The organism is Paraburkholderia sp. FT54 (genome assembly GCF_031585635.1).
GTDB lineage: Bacteria > Pseudomonadota > Gammaproteobacteria > Burkholderiales > Burkholderiaceae > Paraburkholderia.
In genome coordinates, this window is sequence record NZ_CP134196.1 from 1,411,942 (window position 1) to 1,427,298 (window position 15,357).

At 66.0% G+C, this 15,357-nt stretch carries 15 protein-coding genes and 1 riboswitch; of the genes, 9 read left to right on the plus strand and 6 right to left on the minus strand.

Translation table 11 applies throughout. The features are described 5' to 3' along the window. Window positions 1–29 precede the first annotated feature (29 nt). The 4 genes from cobJ to RI103_RS25880 are packed head-to-tail and all read right to left on the minus strand — an operon-like array spanning window position 30 to window position 4,667. Window positions 30–1,733, minus strand: coding sequence for a precorrin-3B C(17)-methyltransferase (gene cobJ, locus RI103_RS25865; RefSeq protein WP_310818573.1), 1,704 nt, complete (start codon window positions 1,731–1,733; stop codon window positions 30–32). Beyond that, entirely contained in the window at window positions 1,730–2,461 is a 732-nt protein-coding gene (locus RI103_RS25870) for a precorrin-2 C(20)-methyltransferase (RefSeq protein WP_310818466.1), read from the minus strand. Before RI103_RS25870 ends, cobJ begins: the two co-directional genes overlap by 4 nt. Beyond that, window positions 2,462–3,088, minus strand: a complete 627-nt coding sequence (locus tag RI103_RS25875; RefSeq protein ID WP_310818467.1) for a precorrin-8X methylmutase — start codon at window positions 3,086–3,088, stop codon at window positions 2,462–2,464. Continuing rightward, a complete protein-coding gene (locus tag RI103_RS25880; RefSeq protein WP_409077034.1) occupies window positions 3,081–4,667 on the minus strand; it encodes an oxidoreductase in 1,587 nt (528 codons plus the stop codon). The genes RI103_RS25875 and RI103_RS25880 overlap by 8 nt, the downstream gene beginning before the upstream one ends. A 52-nt stretch (window positions 4,668–4,719) precedes the next feature. After that, window positions 4,720–4,899, minus strand: a riboswitch (cobalamin riboswitch). Window positions 4,900–4,983: 84 nt separating this feature from the next. On the opposite strand from RI103_RS25880, the gene cbiE reads away from it, so the two are divergent. Genes cbiE through cobM form a run of 4 tightly spaced genes read left to right on the plus strand, consistent with a single transcriptional unit; the run spans window position 4,984 to window position 8,935 of the window. After that, on the plus strand, window positions 4,984–6,336 hold the full coding sequence (gene cbiE, locus RI103_RS25885; protein WP_310818468.1) for a precorrin-6y C5,15-methyltransferase (decarboxylating) subunit CbiE: 1,353 nt from the start codon (window positions 4,984–4,986) through the stop codon (window positions 6,334–6,336). Beyond that, complete coding sequence (locus RI103_RS25890; RefSeq protein ID WP_310818469.1) at window positions 6,336–7,433, plus strand: cobalt-precorrin-5B (C(1))-methyltransferase; 1,098 nt, start codon at window positions 6,336–6,338, stop codon at window positions 7,431–7,433. The genes cbiE and RI103_RS25890 overlap by 1 nt, the downstream gene beginning before the upstream one ends. Continuing rightward, entirely contained in the window at window positions 7,430–8,152 is a 723-nt protein-coding gene (locus tag RI103_RS25895) for a cobalt-precorrin-6A reductase (RefSeq protein WP_310818470.1), read from the plus strand. Before RI103_RS25890 ends, RI103_RS25895 begins: the two co-directional genes overlap by 4 nt. 57 nt (window positions 8,153–8,209) lie before the next feature. Then, on the plus strand, window positions 8,210–8,935 hold the full coding sequence (cobM, locus tag RI103_RS25900) for a precorrin-4 C(11)-methyltransferase (protein ID WP_310818471.1): 726 nt from the start codon (window positions 8,210–8,212) through the stop codon (window positions 8,933–8,935). Window positions 8,936–8,984: 49 nt separating this feature from the next. Here cobM and RI103_RS25905 read toward each other — a convergent pair whose 3' ends face one another. Continuing rightward, the gene (locus RI103_RS25905) at window positions 8,985–10,478 is read right to left on the minus strand and encodes an MDR family MFS transporter (RefSeq protein WP_310818472.1); all 1,494 of its coding nucleotides are present in this window, start codon (window positions 10,476–10,478) and stop codon (window positions 8,985–8,987) included. A gap of 213 nt (window positions 10,479–10,691) precedes the next feature. On the opposite strand from RI103_RS25905, the gene RI103_RS25910 reads away from it, so the two are divergent. The 5 genes from RI103_RS25910 to RI103_RS25930 all read left to right on the plus strand — a co-directional run bounded on the left by RI103_RS25910 (window position 10,692) and on the right by RI103_RS25930 (window position 14,716). Next, the gene (locus RI103_RS25910) at window positions 10,692–10,952 is read left to right on the plus strand and encodes a DUF1488 domain-containing protein (RefSeq protein ID WP_011492023.1); all 261 of its coding nucleotides are present in this window, start codon (window positions 10,692–10,694) and stop codon (window positions 10,950–10,952) included. Between the two features lie 300 nt (window positions 10,953–11,252). Next, window positions 11,253–12,404, plus strand: a complete 1,152-nt coding sequence (locus RI103_RS25915) for a porin (RefSeq protein ID WP_310818473.1) — start codon at window positions 11,253–11,255, stop codon at window positions 12,402–12,404. Window positions 12,405–12,567: 163 nt separating this feature from the next. Beyond that, a complete protein-coding gene (locus RI103_RS25920) occupies window positions 12,568–12,876 on the plus strand; it encodes a DUF4148 domain-containing protein (protein WP_310818474.1) in 309 nt (102 codons plus the stop codon). A gap of 353 nt (window positions 12,877–13,229) precedes the next feature. After that, window positions 13,230–13,865, plus strand: a complete 636-nt coding sequence (locus tag RI103_RS25925; protein WP_310818475.1) for a carbonic anhydrase — start codon at window positions 13,230–13,232, stop codon at window positions 13,863–13,865. A gap of 131 nt (window positions 13,866–13,996) precedes the next feature. Beyond that, window positions 13,997–14,716, plus strand: coding sequence for a carbonic anhydrase (locus RI103_RS25930; protein ID WP_310818476.1), 720 nt, complete (start codon window positions 13,997–13,999; stop codon window positions 14,714–14,716). A 15-nt stretch (window positions 14,717–14,731) separates the two neighbouring features. On the opposite strand, the gene RI103_RS25935 is transcribed toward RI103_RS25930, so the two are convergent. Beyond that, window positions 14,732–15,319, minus strand: a complete 588-nt coding sequence (locus RI103_RS25935) for an alpha-ketoglutarate-dependent dioxygenase AlkB (protein ID WP_310818477.1) — start codon at window positions 15,317–15,319, stop codon at window positions 14,732–14,734. Window positions 15,320–15,357 lie beyond the last annotated feature (38 nt).

Below are 15,357 nucleotides of genomic sequence, written 5' to 3' on the forward strand. Positions count from 1 at the left end.
GATGTCGCCCGGTCGGCGCGCCTGCCCACTCACTCATACCAGCGCGGCGTATAAACCCACTCGCCACCTTCGGCCGCGTTGCCGAAGCGCCGCGTCGTCGACGACCCCACGATCACCATCGTGCGCATATCCACATCGGACGAACGCAATTCGCCTAGCGTGAGCGCCTTTAGCGTGCTGCCGGGCCGACCGATGTCTCGGCCCAGCACCACCTGAGTCTCAGCCGCGCGATACTCCCGCACGATGTCCAGCGCTTTATCCAGTTGCCACGGCCGTGCGCGCGAAATCGGGTTATAGAACGCCATCACGAGATCCGCTTCGGCCGCATGCCTCAGACGCTTTTCGATGATGGTCCAGGGCTTCAGATTGTCGGACAGCGACAGCATGCAGAAGTCGTGACCCAGCGGCGCACCCGCTTGCGCCGCCGTTGCCATCGCCGCCGACACACCCGGCACGATCGCCAGTTCGACCGCAGCCCAATCCGCGTTATCCGACGACTCCAGCGCTTCAAGCACCGCAGCCGCCATCGCGAACACCCCCGGATCGCCCGAGGACACCATCACCACCGCGCGTCCCTCGCTCGCCAGTTCGAACGCATGCCGCGCGCGTTGCAGTTCCTCGCGATTGTCCGTGCCGTGCACGCGCTGGTCGGCGCGCAACGGGCCGGCCATTTTCACGTAGGTGTCGTAGCCGAGAATATCGGTGGCTTCGTTGAGCGCCGTGCGCGCGGCGGGCACCATCAGATCGGCGCTGCCGGGGCCGAGGCCGATCACGGTCAGACGGCCACGCGCGCGGCCGATCGTGGCGGGATCGATGGCGAGCGGCGTCAACGCCAGCGCGACGCCTGCCGCCGTATCGTCGTGCAACGTCTCATAGGGAACGCGCAGCGCGGCATGCAGCAGATTGCCCGGCGGCTCGCCATCTTCGGGACATGTCAGCGCGAAACGCAACGGTACGTTCAGGTTCGCCGCGGCTTCGGCAAGTGCCGGATCGGCCATGCGTTCAGAAGAAGCCAGCAATGCCGCGAGCGAAAGCGGCGCGAGACCCTGTGCGTCCAATGCCTCGTGCACACGCGTCGCGATCTCGGCATCCACGGCGCTCACCGCCGCGACCACGCTGCGGGGATGAATCACCAGCTCATCGTCGCGTCCGTCCCAGGCACGCGGCGTCACGCGAATCGCGAGACGCGCCGAAGCGGAGCGGGGCAGTTGCGCGTCGTCGAGCCACGGCGCTTCGCCTTCGATACGCGTGCTTTCACCGGCCAGCAGATCCGACACGAAGCGTTTGCCTTGCCCGATGTCGGCGAGCGTGTAGCCGTCGGGCGGATTGAGCACGCAGGTGCCGAAACGCAATTCGCCGCTCGTCGTGATGGCGGGCGACACGGCCAGCATCGCGGCAATCTCGCGCGCCATCAGGTTGACGCCGGCGAGACCGCCGAGCAGCGGCACGACTGCGCTGCCGTCTTCGGCAACGGCCAGCACCGGCGGCTCGACGCCCTTGTTGAACAACGACGGCCCGACGCAACGAATCACGATCCCGGCCGCGCACAACGCGACGATCGGCGTGCCGCGCGCATACAGATCCCGCAGATGCGCGCCGAGTTCGCGGTACGACACGTCCGCTTCGACGCGTCCCTGCAGCGCATGCACCTGGCTACCGGCATACAGCGCCTGAATGCGCCGCGCCGTCGCCAACGCGCCCGCGCCGAGGATCACGATCGCCGGCGCGTTCATCCTTGCCATTTTTCCCCCGGCACCACGAGCAGCGAAAAGTACGGCGACGCCATCGGATCCACTTCGGCGAGCGGCACGATGCGTTGATTGCCCATCGTCGCGCGTTCGACATACAACGCGCGGTCCGCGAGACCGAGTTCGCCCAGCACGCGCCGCACCTTGTCGAAGTTGCGGCCGAGTTTCATCACGACGGCGGCGTCGGCATCGGCCAGACGCCGGCGCAATTCGTCTTCGGGCAGCACGCCCGAGAGCACCGACAGGCTCTGGTTGCGATACACGAGCGGCGCGCCGAGCACGGCAGCGCCGCCGAGCATCGAGCAGACACCGGGCACGACTTCGCTTTCGTAGCGAGCCGCGAGCCGGTCGTGCAGATACATGTACGAGCCGTAGAAGAACGGATCGCCTTCGCAGATCACGGCGACGTCGCGGCCCGCGTCGAGGTGAGCGGCGACCACTTGCGCGGCGGTGTCGTAGAAGTCGGCAATGATCGCTTCGTACGAAAGCGGCGGTTCGAGCGCTTCGGTGGTGACGGGATAGACCAGCGGCAGATGCTGTTGCGCGTCGTGCAAGTGCGCCTCGATGATGCTGAACGCGTTGCCTTTCTTGCCCTTCGCGACGAAGTACGCGACCACCGGCGACGCCTTCAGCAAGCGCAGCGCTTTGAGCGTGATGAGTTCCGGGTCGCCGGGGCCGACGCCAAGTCCGAACAAACGTCCTTGCGCCGTCATTTATTCGACCTCCGTGGCCAGCGCGTTCACGGCGGCGGCCGCCATCGCGCTGCCGCCGCGTCGGCCTTGCACCACCACGTAGGGCACGCCGCGACTATCGTCAGCGAGCATGGCTTTCGATTCGGCGGCGCCGACGAAGCCCACTGGAAAGCCGAGAATCAGCGCGGGTCTGGCCGCGCCGGCGTCGAGCATATCGAGCAGATGAAAGAGGGCGGTCGGCGCATTGCCGATCACCACGACGCCGCCCGCCAGATGCGGCCGCCACAATTCGAGCGCGGCCGCCGAGCGCGTATTGCCGAGTTCGCGTGCGAGCGACGGCACGTCCGGATGCGCGAGCGTGCAGATAACCTCGTTGTTCGCTGGCAGCCGCGCACGCGTGATGCCCTGCGCGACCATGCCGGCATCGCACAGGATCGGCGCGCCGTGTGCGAGCGCCGTGCGGCCCGCCGCGCCCGCGCCTCCGGAAAATTGCAGATCGTCGATCACATCGACCATGCCGCACGCGTGGATCACGCGCACCGCGAGTTTTTCGAGGTCGGCGGGAACGCGCGACAAGTCGGCCTCCGCGCGGATCGTCGCGAAGGATTGGCGATAGATCTCCTGACCGTCGCGAAGGTAATCAAGCATCGGTATCACTCCGGGCCAGGCGTGCGAGCATGTCGGCGGCCTGGTCGATCGTCAGTTGGCGCGCGACGCACTGGCCGAAACCGGGCTGGCCGTCGCGTCGATAAAGGTCGTAGAGGCCGGGCGCGGCAGCCAGCAGCGTGTGCGGCGCGCAATGCGCGGCGGCGCACGAGCGCGCACAGCCGCTCAGATGCACGTCGACGCCTGCGGGCAGGCGGGCCGCCAGACGCAGCGCGTCGGCCTTGGTGTCAGCGAGGCCCCTGGCGCAGCCGGTCGATCCGGCGCAGGCGATCAGGCGCGTGATGGCTTGCGCGGGATCGCAGGCGAGACTGAGTGCGGTCAAGCCGGCCAGCACGGCGGGGACGGCGTGCGTTGCGACGTCGGGTAACAGCACGCTTTGCCAGGGTGTCAGGCGAAGCGTGCTATTGCCGTGCTGCTGCGAAAGGGCGGCGAGGCCGCGCAAGGCGTCGGCGTCGAGGCGTCCGAGCGGCGGCTGGCCGCCTGCGTGCCAGGTTCCGGGCACGCGTTGCGCGTGGGCGCCGAGGCGGAGGCTGGCGTCGGCCGCGGTGCCGCGATGCCAGCCGGCTAGCTTCGCGTTTCGCGTCAGGGGGAAGTCGAGGTATCGCTGGGCGTGGTGCAGTAGCGCGTTAGCGCAATGCGCGGCCAACAGGTGACGCATGCGCGTGGCGTCGGCGGCGGCGAGGTCGAGAAACGTGAGCAGCAGCGCGCGTACCAGTGCGGGGACTTGTGAAGGCAGGATTGCGGCCAACGCGCCAGTGCTGTCCGTGGGCGCTTTTTCAGCCGCGCGGGGAGGACCGCCATGTTGGCTTTGCGATGGCGAGCCGGTGTTTCCATTTTCGCGCTCAGGCGGACAACCGGCCAACCCGAACACAAATCGCACACCATCCGCCTCGTTCGATGCCGCCAGCCACACATCATGCGGATGATCCACTCTCGCGAGCCGCTCGCCGCCGTCCAGCAGCAGCGCGAATTTCGGCGACAGCGCCGCGAACCGCGCTTCGCTTTGCAGCAGACTGAGCAATTCGGCGCACAGCGGCCGTGTATCGCACAGTGCGAACGGATCGCGCCCGGCAGCCGGGCTGATCATCACGTTACGTACGTCGTCGGCTGAGGTTGCGGTGGGTGCGCGAGTGGCATCGGCGGCGCTCCTGGCCACGGCGCTCGCCACGTTCGCGTTCACGGCGTTCTTCGCCATCATGGTATCCGCGGCGCGCTGCGCGCCCGTCGCCGGCCCAAGGCCTGCGTCGAGCAAAGCCGCAATCAACGCCGCTTCCTCGCCACGCTTCACCCCACGCAGCTGCAGATTCGCGCGATTGGTCAGCTCGATCACTCCGGCCGCGTACCGCGCGCTGGCCTGGGCGACCGCCCGTGCCTGCGCCGCGCTCAACTCGCCGCCTGGCAGTTTGATCCGGCAAATCCCGCCGTCGCGCGCGGCGACGATGCGCAGCAGCCCCGGACACGCCGAGGGCCGCGGCGTGCTGGCCGCGTCGGATGAAACGGTGGAAGGCGAAGCTTGATTCAAGACGGACACCGGTTTAGCGTCGCGCGACGGCCCGAGCATGCCGCGAGGCGGGCATTGCTGCGGCATCGGTACACCCCGCCCGATGTTGGCTGGCACGAACAGTCTCGCCGGCAGGTCTCCTGGCTGGCAGGTCATGGTCCGCCGCGGCCTTCCCGGTCGAACCAGTGGCGCGGAGCGCAGGCGGACTCGCTGCATACAGTTGCGGGGGCAGCCACAGCGGCACTGTGTTCCCTCTTCGGCCCCGAAGGGCACCGGCGGCTGTATTATGCCTTTTTTCGAACAGCACAACGAGGCTGGACGCTTTGATCGGCGTGGCACAGCGCATTATTTGAAGACACAGAATGAGGATGGATGCATGCCGGCCTGGCTGACGGTGGTGGGCATAGGCGACGACGGCTTCGCCGGTTTGGGAAGGCCCGCGCGGCGTGCTTTGCTGGAAGCGTCGGTGGTGTACGGCGGCGAACGCCATCTGGCGATGCTGCCCGCGCGCCTCGCCGCGCGCCGCGCCGCGTGGCCGCGTCCCTTCGACCTCGCGCCGTTGCTGGCCGAGCGCGGCGGCGCGGTGTGCGTGCTGGCGAGCGGCGACCCGATGCTGTTCGGCGTCGGCGCGACGCTCGCGCGGCAGTTGCCGACTGGCGAGTTGCGGGTGCTGCCCGCGCCGTCGTCGTTGTCGCTGGCGGCCGCGCGCCTCGGCTGGCCGTTGCAGGACGTCGCGACGGTGTCGCTGGTGGGCCGGCCCTTGCCGACGCTGAACGCGCATCTGCACGACGGCGCGCGCGTGTTCGTGCTGAGCGCGGACGGGCGCACGCCGGCTGCGCTCGCGGAACTGCTGAATGCACGCGGTTTCGGCGCGACCCGCATGTGCGTGCTGGAACACCTTGGTGGCGAGATGGAGCGGCGCATCGACGGTCGTGCGGATCAATGGTCCGCGGGCGAGGTGGCCGCGCTGAACCTGATCGCGCTCGACTGCCGCGCCACCGAAGGCGCGCCGCGTCTGCCGCTGACCTGCGGCTTGCCCGACGACGCCTTTCGCCACGACGGTCAGTTGACCAAGCGCGACATGCGTGCCATCACGCTCGCGCGCCTTGCGCCGACGCCCGGCGAATTGCTGTGGGACGTGGGCGCGGGCAGCGGCTCGATCGGCATCGAATGGATGCGCGCGCATCCGGCTTGCCGCGCGATTGCGATTGAAGGGCACACAGAGCGGCAGCGCTTCATCGAACACAATCGCGATGCGTTGGGCGTGCCGGGCCTGCAGCTTGTGGCAGGCCGCGCGCCCGAAGCGCTGCAGGGACTGCCGGTGCCGGACGCCGTGTTCATCGGCGGCGGCGCGACGGTGCCGGGCGTGCTGGAGGCCTGTTGGGACAGTCTGCGCGAGGGCGGCCGGCTGGTCGCGAATGCGGTCACCTTGCAAGGTGAGGCGGCGCTGGCGGCATGGCGCGAGCGGCACGGCGGGACGTTGACGCGGATCGCGCTCGCGGATGCGCAGCCGCTCGGCGGTTTCGATACCTGGCGGCAGGCGTTGCCGATCACGCTATTGGAGGTGACGAAGCCGGCCGGCGACGGTGCCATGAGCGTCACGAACGCGATGAACGTCAAGTGCGGCACGAACGAGACGAATACGACGAACGAGACGAACGAGACGAACGCCACCAACCCAACAAGCGCCACGAACGCCAATCCACCCGACTCATCGCCAGAACCCTGATGCGCGAAGAAACGCCCGAACAACCCGCGCCGCTGCGTAGCGGCTACACGACCGGCAGTTGCGCCACCGCGACGTCGCTGGCGGCGGCGCGTCTGTTGCTCGCGGGTGTCGTCAGCGAGGTCGCGGAGATCGTGTTGCCGAAGGGCCAGCATGTGCCCATGCCGCTGGTGTTCTGCCGCCTGACCGGCAATGGCCACGAAGGCGCCGAAGCTGGCACCGTCAAGGACGCCGGCGACGATCCCGACGTCACCCACGGCGCGGTCGTGTTCGCCCGCGTGCGCCTCGTCGCCGAACCCGGCGTGATATTTCGCGCGGGGCCGGGCGTCGGCACGGTGACGCGCGCGGGACTGACGCTGCCGGTCGGCGAACCGGCGATCAACCCGGTGCCGCGCAGAATGATCACCGAGCATCTGGCGGAACTCGCGGCGGAACATGCCTATGGCGGCGGTTTCGAGGTGACGATCGGCGTGGAAGGCGGCGAAGCGCTCGCGCTGAAAACGATGAACCCGCGCCTGGGCATTCTCGGCGGCCTGTCGATCCTCGGCACGACCGGCATCGTGCGGCCTTTCTCGTGCTCGGCGTATATCGCATCGATCCATCAGGGCATCGACGTCGCGCGCGCGAACGGCTACATGCATCTGGCCGCCTGCACCGGCAACGCGAGCGAAGACGCGATGCGCGCGCATTACGGCCTGCCGGACATCGCGCTGATCGAGATGGGCGACTTCGTCGGCGCGGTGCTCAAGCATATGAAGCGCGCGCCGGTCGAGCGTCTGAGCGTGTGCGGCGGCTTCGGCAAGCTCAGCAAGCTGGCGGCGGGGCATCTCGATCTGCATAGCCGCCATTCCAGCATCGACCTCGAACGGCTCGCGCAATGGGCCGCCGAACACGGCGCGGACGACGCGCTTCAGGCGGCGATCCGCGCGGCCAATACGAGTCAGCAGGCGGTTGCGTTGGCGCGCGCGCAGCAGGTGCCGCTTGGCGATATCGTCTGCCAGCATGCGCTGGCGGTAGCGCGCGGCATCGTGCCGCCGCAGGTCAACGTGGAAATGTTTGCGATCGACCGTCAGGGCAAGCTGATCGGAGCCGCGCAATGAAGCGGATTCTGCTGCTCGGCGGCACCGGCGACGCCTTGCGGATCGCACGGCAACTCGGCCCCGGTCACGTGTACAGTCTCGCCGGCCTCGGCAAGGTGCCTGACGATCTGGCGTGCACGGTGCGCGTGGGCGGCTTCGGCGGCAGCGAGGGCATGGCCCGTTACATCGAAAGCGAAAGCATTGGCCTCGTGATCGACGCAACCCATCCGTATGCCGCGCAAATCAGCGCGAATGCGGCGCACGCAGGCCGCGCCGCGCGGGTGCCGTATTGGGCGCTGCGCCGCCCGGCCTGGCAGCCGCAAGCCGGCGACGACTGGCGCATGGTCGGTAACTGGAACGAGCTAACGGATGCGCTGGCGCGGTTCAGAAAACCGCTCTTCACGCTCGGCCGCGAACCGCTCGCGCATCTCGACGAGATTCCCCCGCATCAGTTCTGGACCGTGCGTTGTCTCGATGCACACGACGACACGGCGTGTGCGCGGATACTCGCCGCGCGCGGCCCATTCACGCTCGAAGGCGAGCGCGCATTGTTCGCGCTGCAAGCCTTCGATGTGGTGGTCAGCAAGAATAGCGGCGGCAATGCAACCGAGGCGAAACTCGAAGTCGCGCGTGAACGCGGTTTGCCGGTCGTGATGCTGCGCCGTCCCGAGCTGCCGGGGGCAGAGAGGGAATTCGAACGAGTGGCCGATCTGCTCGCAGCGCTGCACATCGCGGATTGAGCTTCCGTCTGAATCGTGCATGCATGCCATGCCGCCCAACGAATCATGGAGTAATGAATGACGGTGTTTTTTATCGGCGCGGGTCCTGGCGACCCGGAACTGATCACGGTGAAAGGGCAGCGCCTCGTGCGCAGTTCGCCGGTGATCCTGTACGCGGGTTCGCTCGTGCCGGCCGCGGTGCTCGAAGGTCATACGGCGCAGCAGGTCGTGAACACCGCCGAACTCGACCTCGATCAGATCATCGCCTTACTGAAAGCCGCGCATGACAAAGATCAGGACGTGGCGCGCGTGCACTCAGGCGATCCGTCCTTGTACGGCGCGATCGGTGAACAGATCCGCCGGCTGCGCGAACTGAAGATTCCCTACGAGATCGTGCCGGGCGTCACCGCCACGGCCGCATGCGCGGCGGCGCTCGGTTGCGAGCTCACGCTGCCCGAAGTTTCGCAGACGCTGATCCTCACACGCTTCGCGAGCAAAACCAGCATGCCCGAAGGCGAACAGCTCGCCGACCTGGCCCGTCACCGTGCGACCATGGCGATTCACCTGGGCGTGCGGCACCTTGCGCGCATCGTCGATGAATTGCGGCCACATTACGGCGGTGCGTGTCCGGTCGCGGTGATCTATCGCGCGAGCTGGCCGGACGAGGAGAAGATCACCGGCACGCTCGACGATATCGTCAGCAAGGTGCAGACGACTTCCATCGAGCGGACCGCATTGATTCTGGTCGGACAGGTGCTGGCCGCGGAAGGCTTCGCGGACTCGACCTTGTACGCGAAAGACTGAACCCGCGCGAAACGCGGCGGGCAACGAGCCGCCGCGCCCACCGCGCTTTTCAATCCTCCAGCGGGGACAACGCCTCGATGGGTATCTTCTTCTCCGCGCCGATGCTGATCGCGGGCACGAACGACAGCAGCACCACCACGAAGATCGCGATGACGAAGAGCGAGATGAACGTGAGGTGCAGCGACTGATGCAGCACCGCGCGGATCATGTCGCTGTCGCCGAGACTGGCGGCCTGATTCTGCAGCAGCGCCTTCAACTGATCCGACGTGACCACGGCCACGCCCTTCGAATGGCTGAGCCCGAAGTTGAGCACCGCGCCGAACAGCGTCGCGCCCAATGTGCTGCCGAGATTGCGCGAGAACAGGTTCGACGCGGTGGCGCTGCCGCGTTCGCCCATGGCGACGAGCTCCTGAATCAGCACCAGCGAACTGACGCTCGACGTGCCCATGCCGAAGCCCATGATGAGCGAACCGAACGCGGCGACGAGCGGCGAGCCGCCGGGCGACAGGAACAGCAGCAACACCGCGCCGAGCGGAATGAACGCGCTGCCGCCGATCAGAATGCGCCGCAGGCCGAGGCGATGAAACGATTTCGCCGCGAACGTGGCGCCGGCCGGCCAGCCCACCATCATCATCGTCAATGCGAGGCCGGCGATCACCGGCGAGCGATGCAGCACGCCCTGCACATACATCGGCAGGAACGTGGTGGCGCCCATCAGGATCATGCCGGACAGCAAGGTCGCGCCGTTGGAAGCCGCGATCGGCCGGCGCCCCCACAGGGCGAAGGAGATCATCGGTTCAGCCGCGCGGCGCTCCTGCCAGACGAACAGCAGCAGGCACAGCAGGAAGGCGCCGCCCGCCAGCGAGGCTCGCGCGAGCTCGTCGTCGCCGGCGTAAGTGAGCGCCATCATGAGCGCGGCGATGGCCGCCATGAACAGCGCCGCGCCGCCGAAATCGATCGAGGGGCGCGCATGCCGTTCGGATTCGCGCAGGAACGCGATGAAGCCCGCCGCGGAGGCGAGGCCGATCGGCACGTTCATCCAGAAGATCCATGCCCACGACATGTTGTGAATGATGAAGCCGCCGACCATCGGCCCCACCACGGCTGAAATGGCCCAGACGCTCGCGAGGTAGCCTTGCACCTTGCCGCGTTCGCGCGCGGGATAGAGATCGGCGACGATGGTCAGCGTGACCGGCTGGATCGCGCCGGCGCCGATGCCCTGAATCAGACGGAACGCGATCATCGCTGGCATCGACCATGCGAAGCCGGCCAGCACCGAGCCGATCAGGAAGATCGCGATACCGGCCAGCATGACCGGCTTGCGGCCAAACAGGTCGGCGAGTTTGCCGAAGACCACGGTCATCGCGGTCTGGGTGAGCAGGAACGACGAGAAGACCCAGCTATACAGATGCAGATCGCCGAGCTGCGTGACGATCTGAGGCATGGCGGTGGAAACAATGGTGGCTTCGATGGCGACCATCGCCATGGACGCCATCACGGCGGCAATGACGAGAGGACGCGACGATTGCGGGTTGCGGGACATGGGTTGGGAGTTAGTATTAGGATATAAGGCACGTCGGGCAGCGTGGCCATGACGGGCACGCCGCGACGCATCAGCACGACCGTACGAGGACGGCCGGTGTCGAGTATGCACCCTGCTGAGAATGTGCGCTGACCGCGGCGGCGTTGCGGACCACGTCGGCAAGGCATGGCGTTTGCGCATTCGAAGCTTTCTTTCGACCAATGGAGGGGCATCATGAGGATCGAATTCACCGGACGCCGTGAAGTCGTTGCAGCGGCACGCGTCGCCTTCGAAGCCAATGTCGACGGGGCCGACGTCTGGTGCAGCGTGTCGCTGGATGCGCTGAACGACCATTTCGGAAACGACGGCCCATCGGCCCACAACCTTGTCAATACCTTCGAGGCGAATCGCGCGCGGATTGAAAACGCTACGCGCCGGGTCCTCGAAAAAAACGGGGGACAGTCCGTGGAACTCGAGTCTGGCGATTTCAACTGAGGCCTGCTGGCCCTGTTTCTGACTGAGCACGGGTCCGGCGCCAGCCGGGCTCGCAAGCCATGCACTGCGCTGTTGTTCACGCGCAACCCGGTCATCCCGCGCAAACTCGTCGTCGCACGTCTTTACCTTTCAAAACGCCTCGTTCAGGCGCAGCGGATCGCGATTGCTGCGTTTGAATGAGCGATTCTTCCAGATTTCATAAAGGTCTGCTCCAGGGTCCGGGCATTCGTTTTCGATGCCCGCGTTTCTATACTCGCGTCGCTGTTCAACCTGACATTTCAGCTACGCAGGAGCATTGACGTGAAAAAGATTTCCGCCGCGGTCGCGGCGTTCGCAGGACTCGCCGCCGCCACGGCGCATGCGCAAAGTTCGGTCACACTGTACGGCCTCATCGACGCCGGCGTGATGTACACCAACAACGTGAAGAAGGGCGGCTCGCAGGGCGCGCTGGTTCAGGCGACCAGCGGCAACATCAACGGCAGCCGCTTCGGCTTGCGGGGCGCAGAAGATCTCGGCGGCGGACTGCAGGCAATCTTCGTGCTGGAGAACGGCTACAACGTGCAGAACGGCAAGCTCGGCCAGAACAACCGGCTGTTCGGCCGTCAGGCGTTTGTCGGCTTGAGCAGCAAGCAGTACGGCGCGTTCACGCTCGGCCGCCAGTACGACTCGCTGGTCGACTTCGTCGCGCCGCTTTCGGGCACGGCGGGCACGTTCGGCGATACCGGCTTCGCGCATCCATTCGACAACGACAATCTGAACCACTCGGTGCGGATGAGCAACGCCGTGAAGTACACCAGCGCCAACTATGCCGGTCTGAAGTTCGGCGGCATGTACGCGTTTTCGAACAGCACGGATTTCGCGGTCAATCGTGCTTATAGCGCGGGCGTGAGCTATGCCAACGGTCCGTTCAAGGCAGCCGCGGGCTATTTGCAGATCAATGGCTCGAACTCGACCACCAACACGGCCGGCGCGGTCGATCCCGGCGAATCCGCGGCCAACGGCACGGCCGGCTTCCAGCTCGGCGCCGATGTGCAGCGCACGGCCGGCGCCGCGTTGAGCTACGGGTTCGGTCCCGTGACGGCCGGCTTCGTCTATACGCACAGCCAGTTCCAGAACACCGCGTCGTTCGGTGCGACGCATGGCTCGATGCGCTTCGATAATTACGAAGTGAACGGCAAGTACGCCGTGACACCGGCGCTGAGTCTCGGCGCGGCTTATACCTATACCAGCGCGCACGTGGGCGGCACGTCGAGCTTCGGCTCGGACCCGAAATGGAATCAGGTGAACCTGCAGGCCGTCTATGCGTTGTCGTTGCGCACCGACGTGTACGCCGAGGCGATGTATCAGCACGTAAGCGGCACAGGCTACACCGCGTTTATCAACACGGCGGGCGGCGCATCGTCGACGGGCAATCAGGTGGGCGGCGCCGTGGGACTGCGTACGCGCTTCTGAGCGTGACGGCCGGCCGGTCGGCGATTTCTCCGGATTCAGGAACAATCCCTTCGACGGGCGGCCATTTTTCCAGGAGGAATTGGTGCCTATATTGAGTCCACCGGTCGCGCGGAGAGCGATTCAAAGCGCTGCTGACCATCAATTATCGGAGGTTGTTTTTATCATGAAGTCCCTGATCAAGACCGTCGTTATCGTCGCTTCGCTGGCCGCTTCGGCCACGGTATTTGCCCAATCGAATTCCCGCACCACGCGTGAGCAGGTGCGCGCGGAACTGGTTCAACTGCAACAGGCCGGCTATCACGTCGGCGACGGCGATCAGGCGCGTTACCCGGAAGCAATTCAGGCCGCGGAAGCCCGCGTCGCCGCGCGCAATAGCGAGACCAGCGGTTACGGCGGCAGCGTGACAGGTTCGTCGCAAAGCGGCCGCCCGGCGGTGTCCGCCGCCGACTGGAACGCAATGTATAGCCGTTGATTGACCGAGCTCGACGCAGTGCGGGTCGAGCCGGGTTGGAAAGGACTCTTCCGGCGTGGCGCATATATCCGCTTCGTCGACATCGGTAAAGTAGTCATGCACGCACGGTTTCCGGTGTGCGAGCGAGAGAGTTGGCCCCGGCTGATCACAGTCGGGGCTTTTTTTTATTTTGCTTCGCAAAGGCATGAAGATGTTGTGACGATGACGCCTCGTTGCTGCTCGCGCCTGCATGTTCGGCGAGTCCGCGGCTGCTGCTGCGGTATAGTCGCGCGAATAGATCGCATGCATGCTCCCGGCTCTCGTATTGTCGCGGGCACTGCAGGCTCATTCTTCGATTTATCGGGAGAACAACCGTGCAGGAAATCATCGAGGGTTTCATTCGCTTTCAACGCGAAGTCTTTCCGCAGCAAAGTGCATTGTTCAAGCGTTTGTCGATGGCGCAAAGTCCCAGTACGCTTTTCGTGACGTGCTCGGACAGCCGTGTCGTGCCGGAGTTGCTGACGCAAACCGAGCCCGGTTCGTTGTTCGTGATCCGCAACGCCGGCAACATCGTGCCGTCTTACGGTCCGGAGCCAGGCGGCGTCTCGGCAACGGTCGAGTACGCGGTGGCCGTGTTGGGCGTTCGCGATATCGTGATTTGCGGCCACTCGAATTGCGGCGCGATGACGGCGATCTCGACCTGCAAAAACCTGGACCACCTGCCGGCGGTCGCGGGTTGGCTGCGTCACGCGGATGCGGCCAAGGCGATCAACGCATCCCGCGCTTACCATTCGGACGCCGAGTGTCTCGAAGCCCTGGTCAAAGACAACGTGATCGCGCAGCTCGCGAACATTCGCACCCATCCGTCGGTGGCAGTCGGGCTCGCAAACAAAACGCTGCGCCTGCACGGCTGGATCTTCGACATCGAAAGCGGGGCGATGCTCGCGCTCGACGGGCGCACGGACAAGTTCCTGCCGCTGGCGGACAATCCCGACATTTACGCCGTCTGACTCGATGTTTGGATTGATGTTTGGAAGTGGGAGGCGCACGATGAGTGGTCGCGCGCGCGACCAACCTTTCACGGCTTATGCCGGTTCGAACGGCACTGCTGGGGCGTTGCTCATGACATAGGAGGCGAGCCATGTGCGGCCGTCATCTGTCTTCCCCCATGCGGCGGAACCTGCTGCTGGCCGGTGCATCGTCGATCACGCTGGCGGGTTTGCCGCGGCACGTTGCCGTGGCGGCGGAGCCCGTGGCCGGCAATGCGCCGAATTCGATTCCACCCGCTGAAGCGCTCGACCGGTTGATGCAGGGCAACGCCCGCTACGCTGCGAATACCCCTTCAAACAAGGACTTTTCCGCCGGACGCGCGGCGCGTGTTCCGGCGCAATATCCGATTGCCGCCATCGTCGGTTGCGCGGATTCGCGGGTCGCGCCGGAACTCGCTTTCGATCAGGGGCCGGGCGATCTGTTCGTGGTGCGCGTGGCGGGCAATTTCGTCAACAACGATATTCTCGCGAGCCTCGAGTATGGCGTCGAGTTTCTCGGCGTGCCGCTCATCATGGTGCTCGGGCACACCAACTGTGGTGCGGTGACCGCCGCGGTCAAGGTGCTCAAAGATGGAACCCATTTGCCGGGCCATCTGCCCGAACTGGTCCGCGCGATCAAGCCGGCCGTGCAGCTGGCGAACGCGGGCCACGGCGAGGATCTCGTTGCGCAGGCCACGCTCGAAAACGTCAGGTTGAACACCAATCGCCTGATGGTGTCGAAGCCGCTCATCGGCCCCTACGTGAAGAGCGGGAAGGTCAAGGTTGTCGGTGGCGTCTACGATCTGGCGACGGGCAAGATCACGCTGCTCTGACACGCCTCCCGTCGGTCAGCCGCTGAAGCAGCGAAACGCAAGACTGATGCGCGGCTGCGTCGCGCCCGCAAGCTTGGGAATGCCATGCTCATGGGTGAATTGCGACGCATAGCTCATGACAAGGCAACTGCCGGGTTCCAGTTCGATATGCAGGGTGCGGCCGGAACTGGTGCCGGTCTTCGGCCGGATCGACATACGGCGGCTCGCGCCGAGCGAGATGATGGCAATCGGCTGAGCGGGCACCAGCTTCTCCGTCTTGTCGCTGTGAAGCGCGACACTGTCGCTGCCGTCGCGATAGAGATTGAGACCGACGCGATTGAATGGCGCGTCCACGAGGGCGCGCACGGCTTCGAATGCTTCGCCCAATGGCGCGGGCAGGTCGCCGGAATCACGCGCGAAAGTTGCGAGCAGGCGCGGCACGGCAACCTCGCGCTCGTACATCATGCGCTGCTGACTGAGCCAGCCGACATTGCGCAGCGCCGCCTCGAACCACTGCCGCGCCGTGGCAGCCGGGATCGACTCGGGCAGATAGCGGATCCCGCCTTCCTCGTCGTGGAGAAGGGACACGGGCTCGGGCGCGAATAGAGCTTGCTGGGACACCATGATTCCGACGTGAGCGGGGAGCCGCCGGCTCGGGAAAC

What these genes read in the sequence shown, in the direction of transcription:
- RI103_RS25910 (WP_011492023.1), top strand. Translation starts at nt 10,692, where the DNA reads ATGAGGATCGAATTCACCGGACGCCGTGAAGTCGTTGCAGCGGCACGC.
- RI103_RS25930 (WP_310818476.1), top strand. Translation starts at nt 13,997, where the DNA reads ATGTGCGGCCGTCATCTGTCTTCCCCCATGCGGCGGAACCTGCTGCTG.
- RI103_RS25880 (WP_409077034.1), bottom strand. Translation starts at nt 4,667, where the DNA reads ATGCTCGGGCCGTCGCGCGACGCTAAACCGGTGTCCGTCTTGAATCAA.
- RI103_RS25895 (WP_310818470.1), top strand. Translation starts at nt 7,430, where the DNA reads ATGAAGCGGATTCTGCTGCTCGGCGGCACCGGCGACGCCTTGCGGATC.
- cbiE (WP_310818468.1), top strand. Translation starts at nt 4,984, where the DNA reads ATGCCGGCCTGGCTGACGGTGGTGGGCATAGGCGACGACGGCTTCGCC.
- RI103_RS25875 (WP_310818467.1), bottom strand. Translation starts at nt 3,088, where the DNA reads ATGCTTGATTACCTTCGCGACGGTCAGGAGATCTATCGCCAATCCTTC.
- RI103_RS25870 (WP_310818466.1), bottom strand. Translation starts at nt 2,461, where the DNA reads ATGACGGCGCAAGGACGTTTGTTCGGACTTGGCGTCGGCCCCGGCGAC.
- RI103_RS25905 (WP_310818472.1), bottom strand. Translation starts at nt 10,478, where the DNA reads ATGTCCCGCAACCCGCAATCGTCGCGTCCTCTCGTCATTGCCGCCGTG.
- RI103_RS25890 (WP_310818469.1), top strand. Translation starts at nt 6,336, where the DNA reads ATGCGCGAAGAAACGCCCGAACAACCCGCGCCGCTGCGTAGCGGCTAC.
- cobJ (WP_310818573.1), bottom strand. Translation starts at nt 1,733, where the DNA reads ATGAACGCGCCGGCGATCGTGATCCTCGGCGCGGGCGCGTTGGCGACG.
- cobM (WP_310818471.1), top strand. Translation starts at nt 8,210, where the DNA reads ATGACGGTGTTTTTTATCGGCGCGGGTCCTGGCGACCCGGAACTGATC.
- RI103_RS25920 (WP_310818474.1), top strand. Translation starts at nt 12,568, where the DNA reads ATGAAGTCCCTGATCAAGACCGTCGTTATCGTCGCTTCGCTGGCCGCT.
- RI103_RS25935 (WP_310818477.1), bottom strand. Translation starts at nt 15,319, where the DNA reads ATGGTGTCCCAGCAAGCTCTATTCGCGCCCGAGCCCGTGTCCCTTCTC.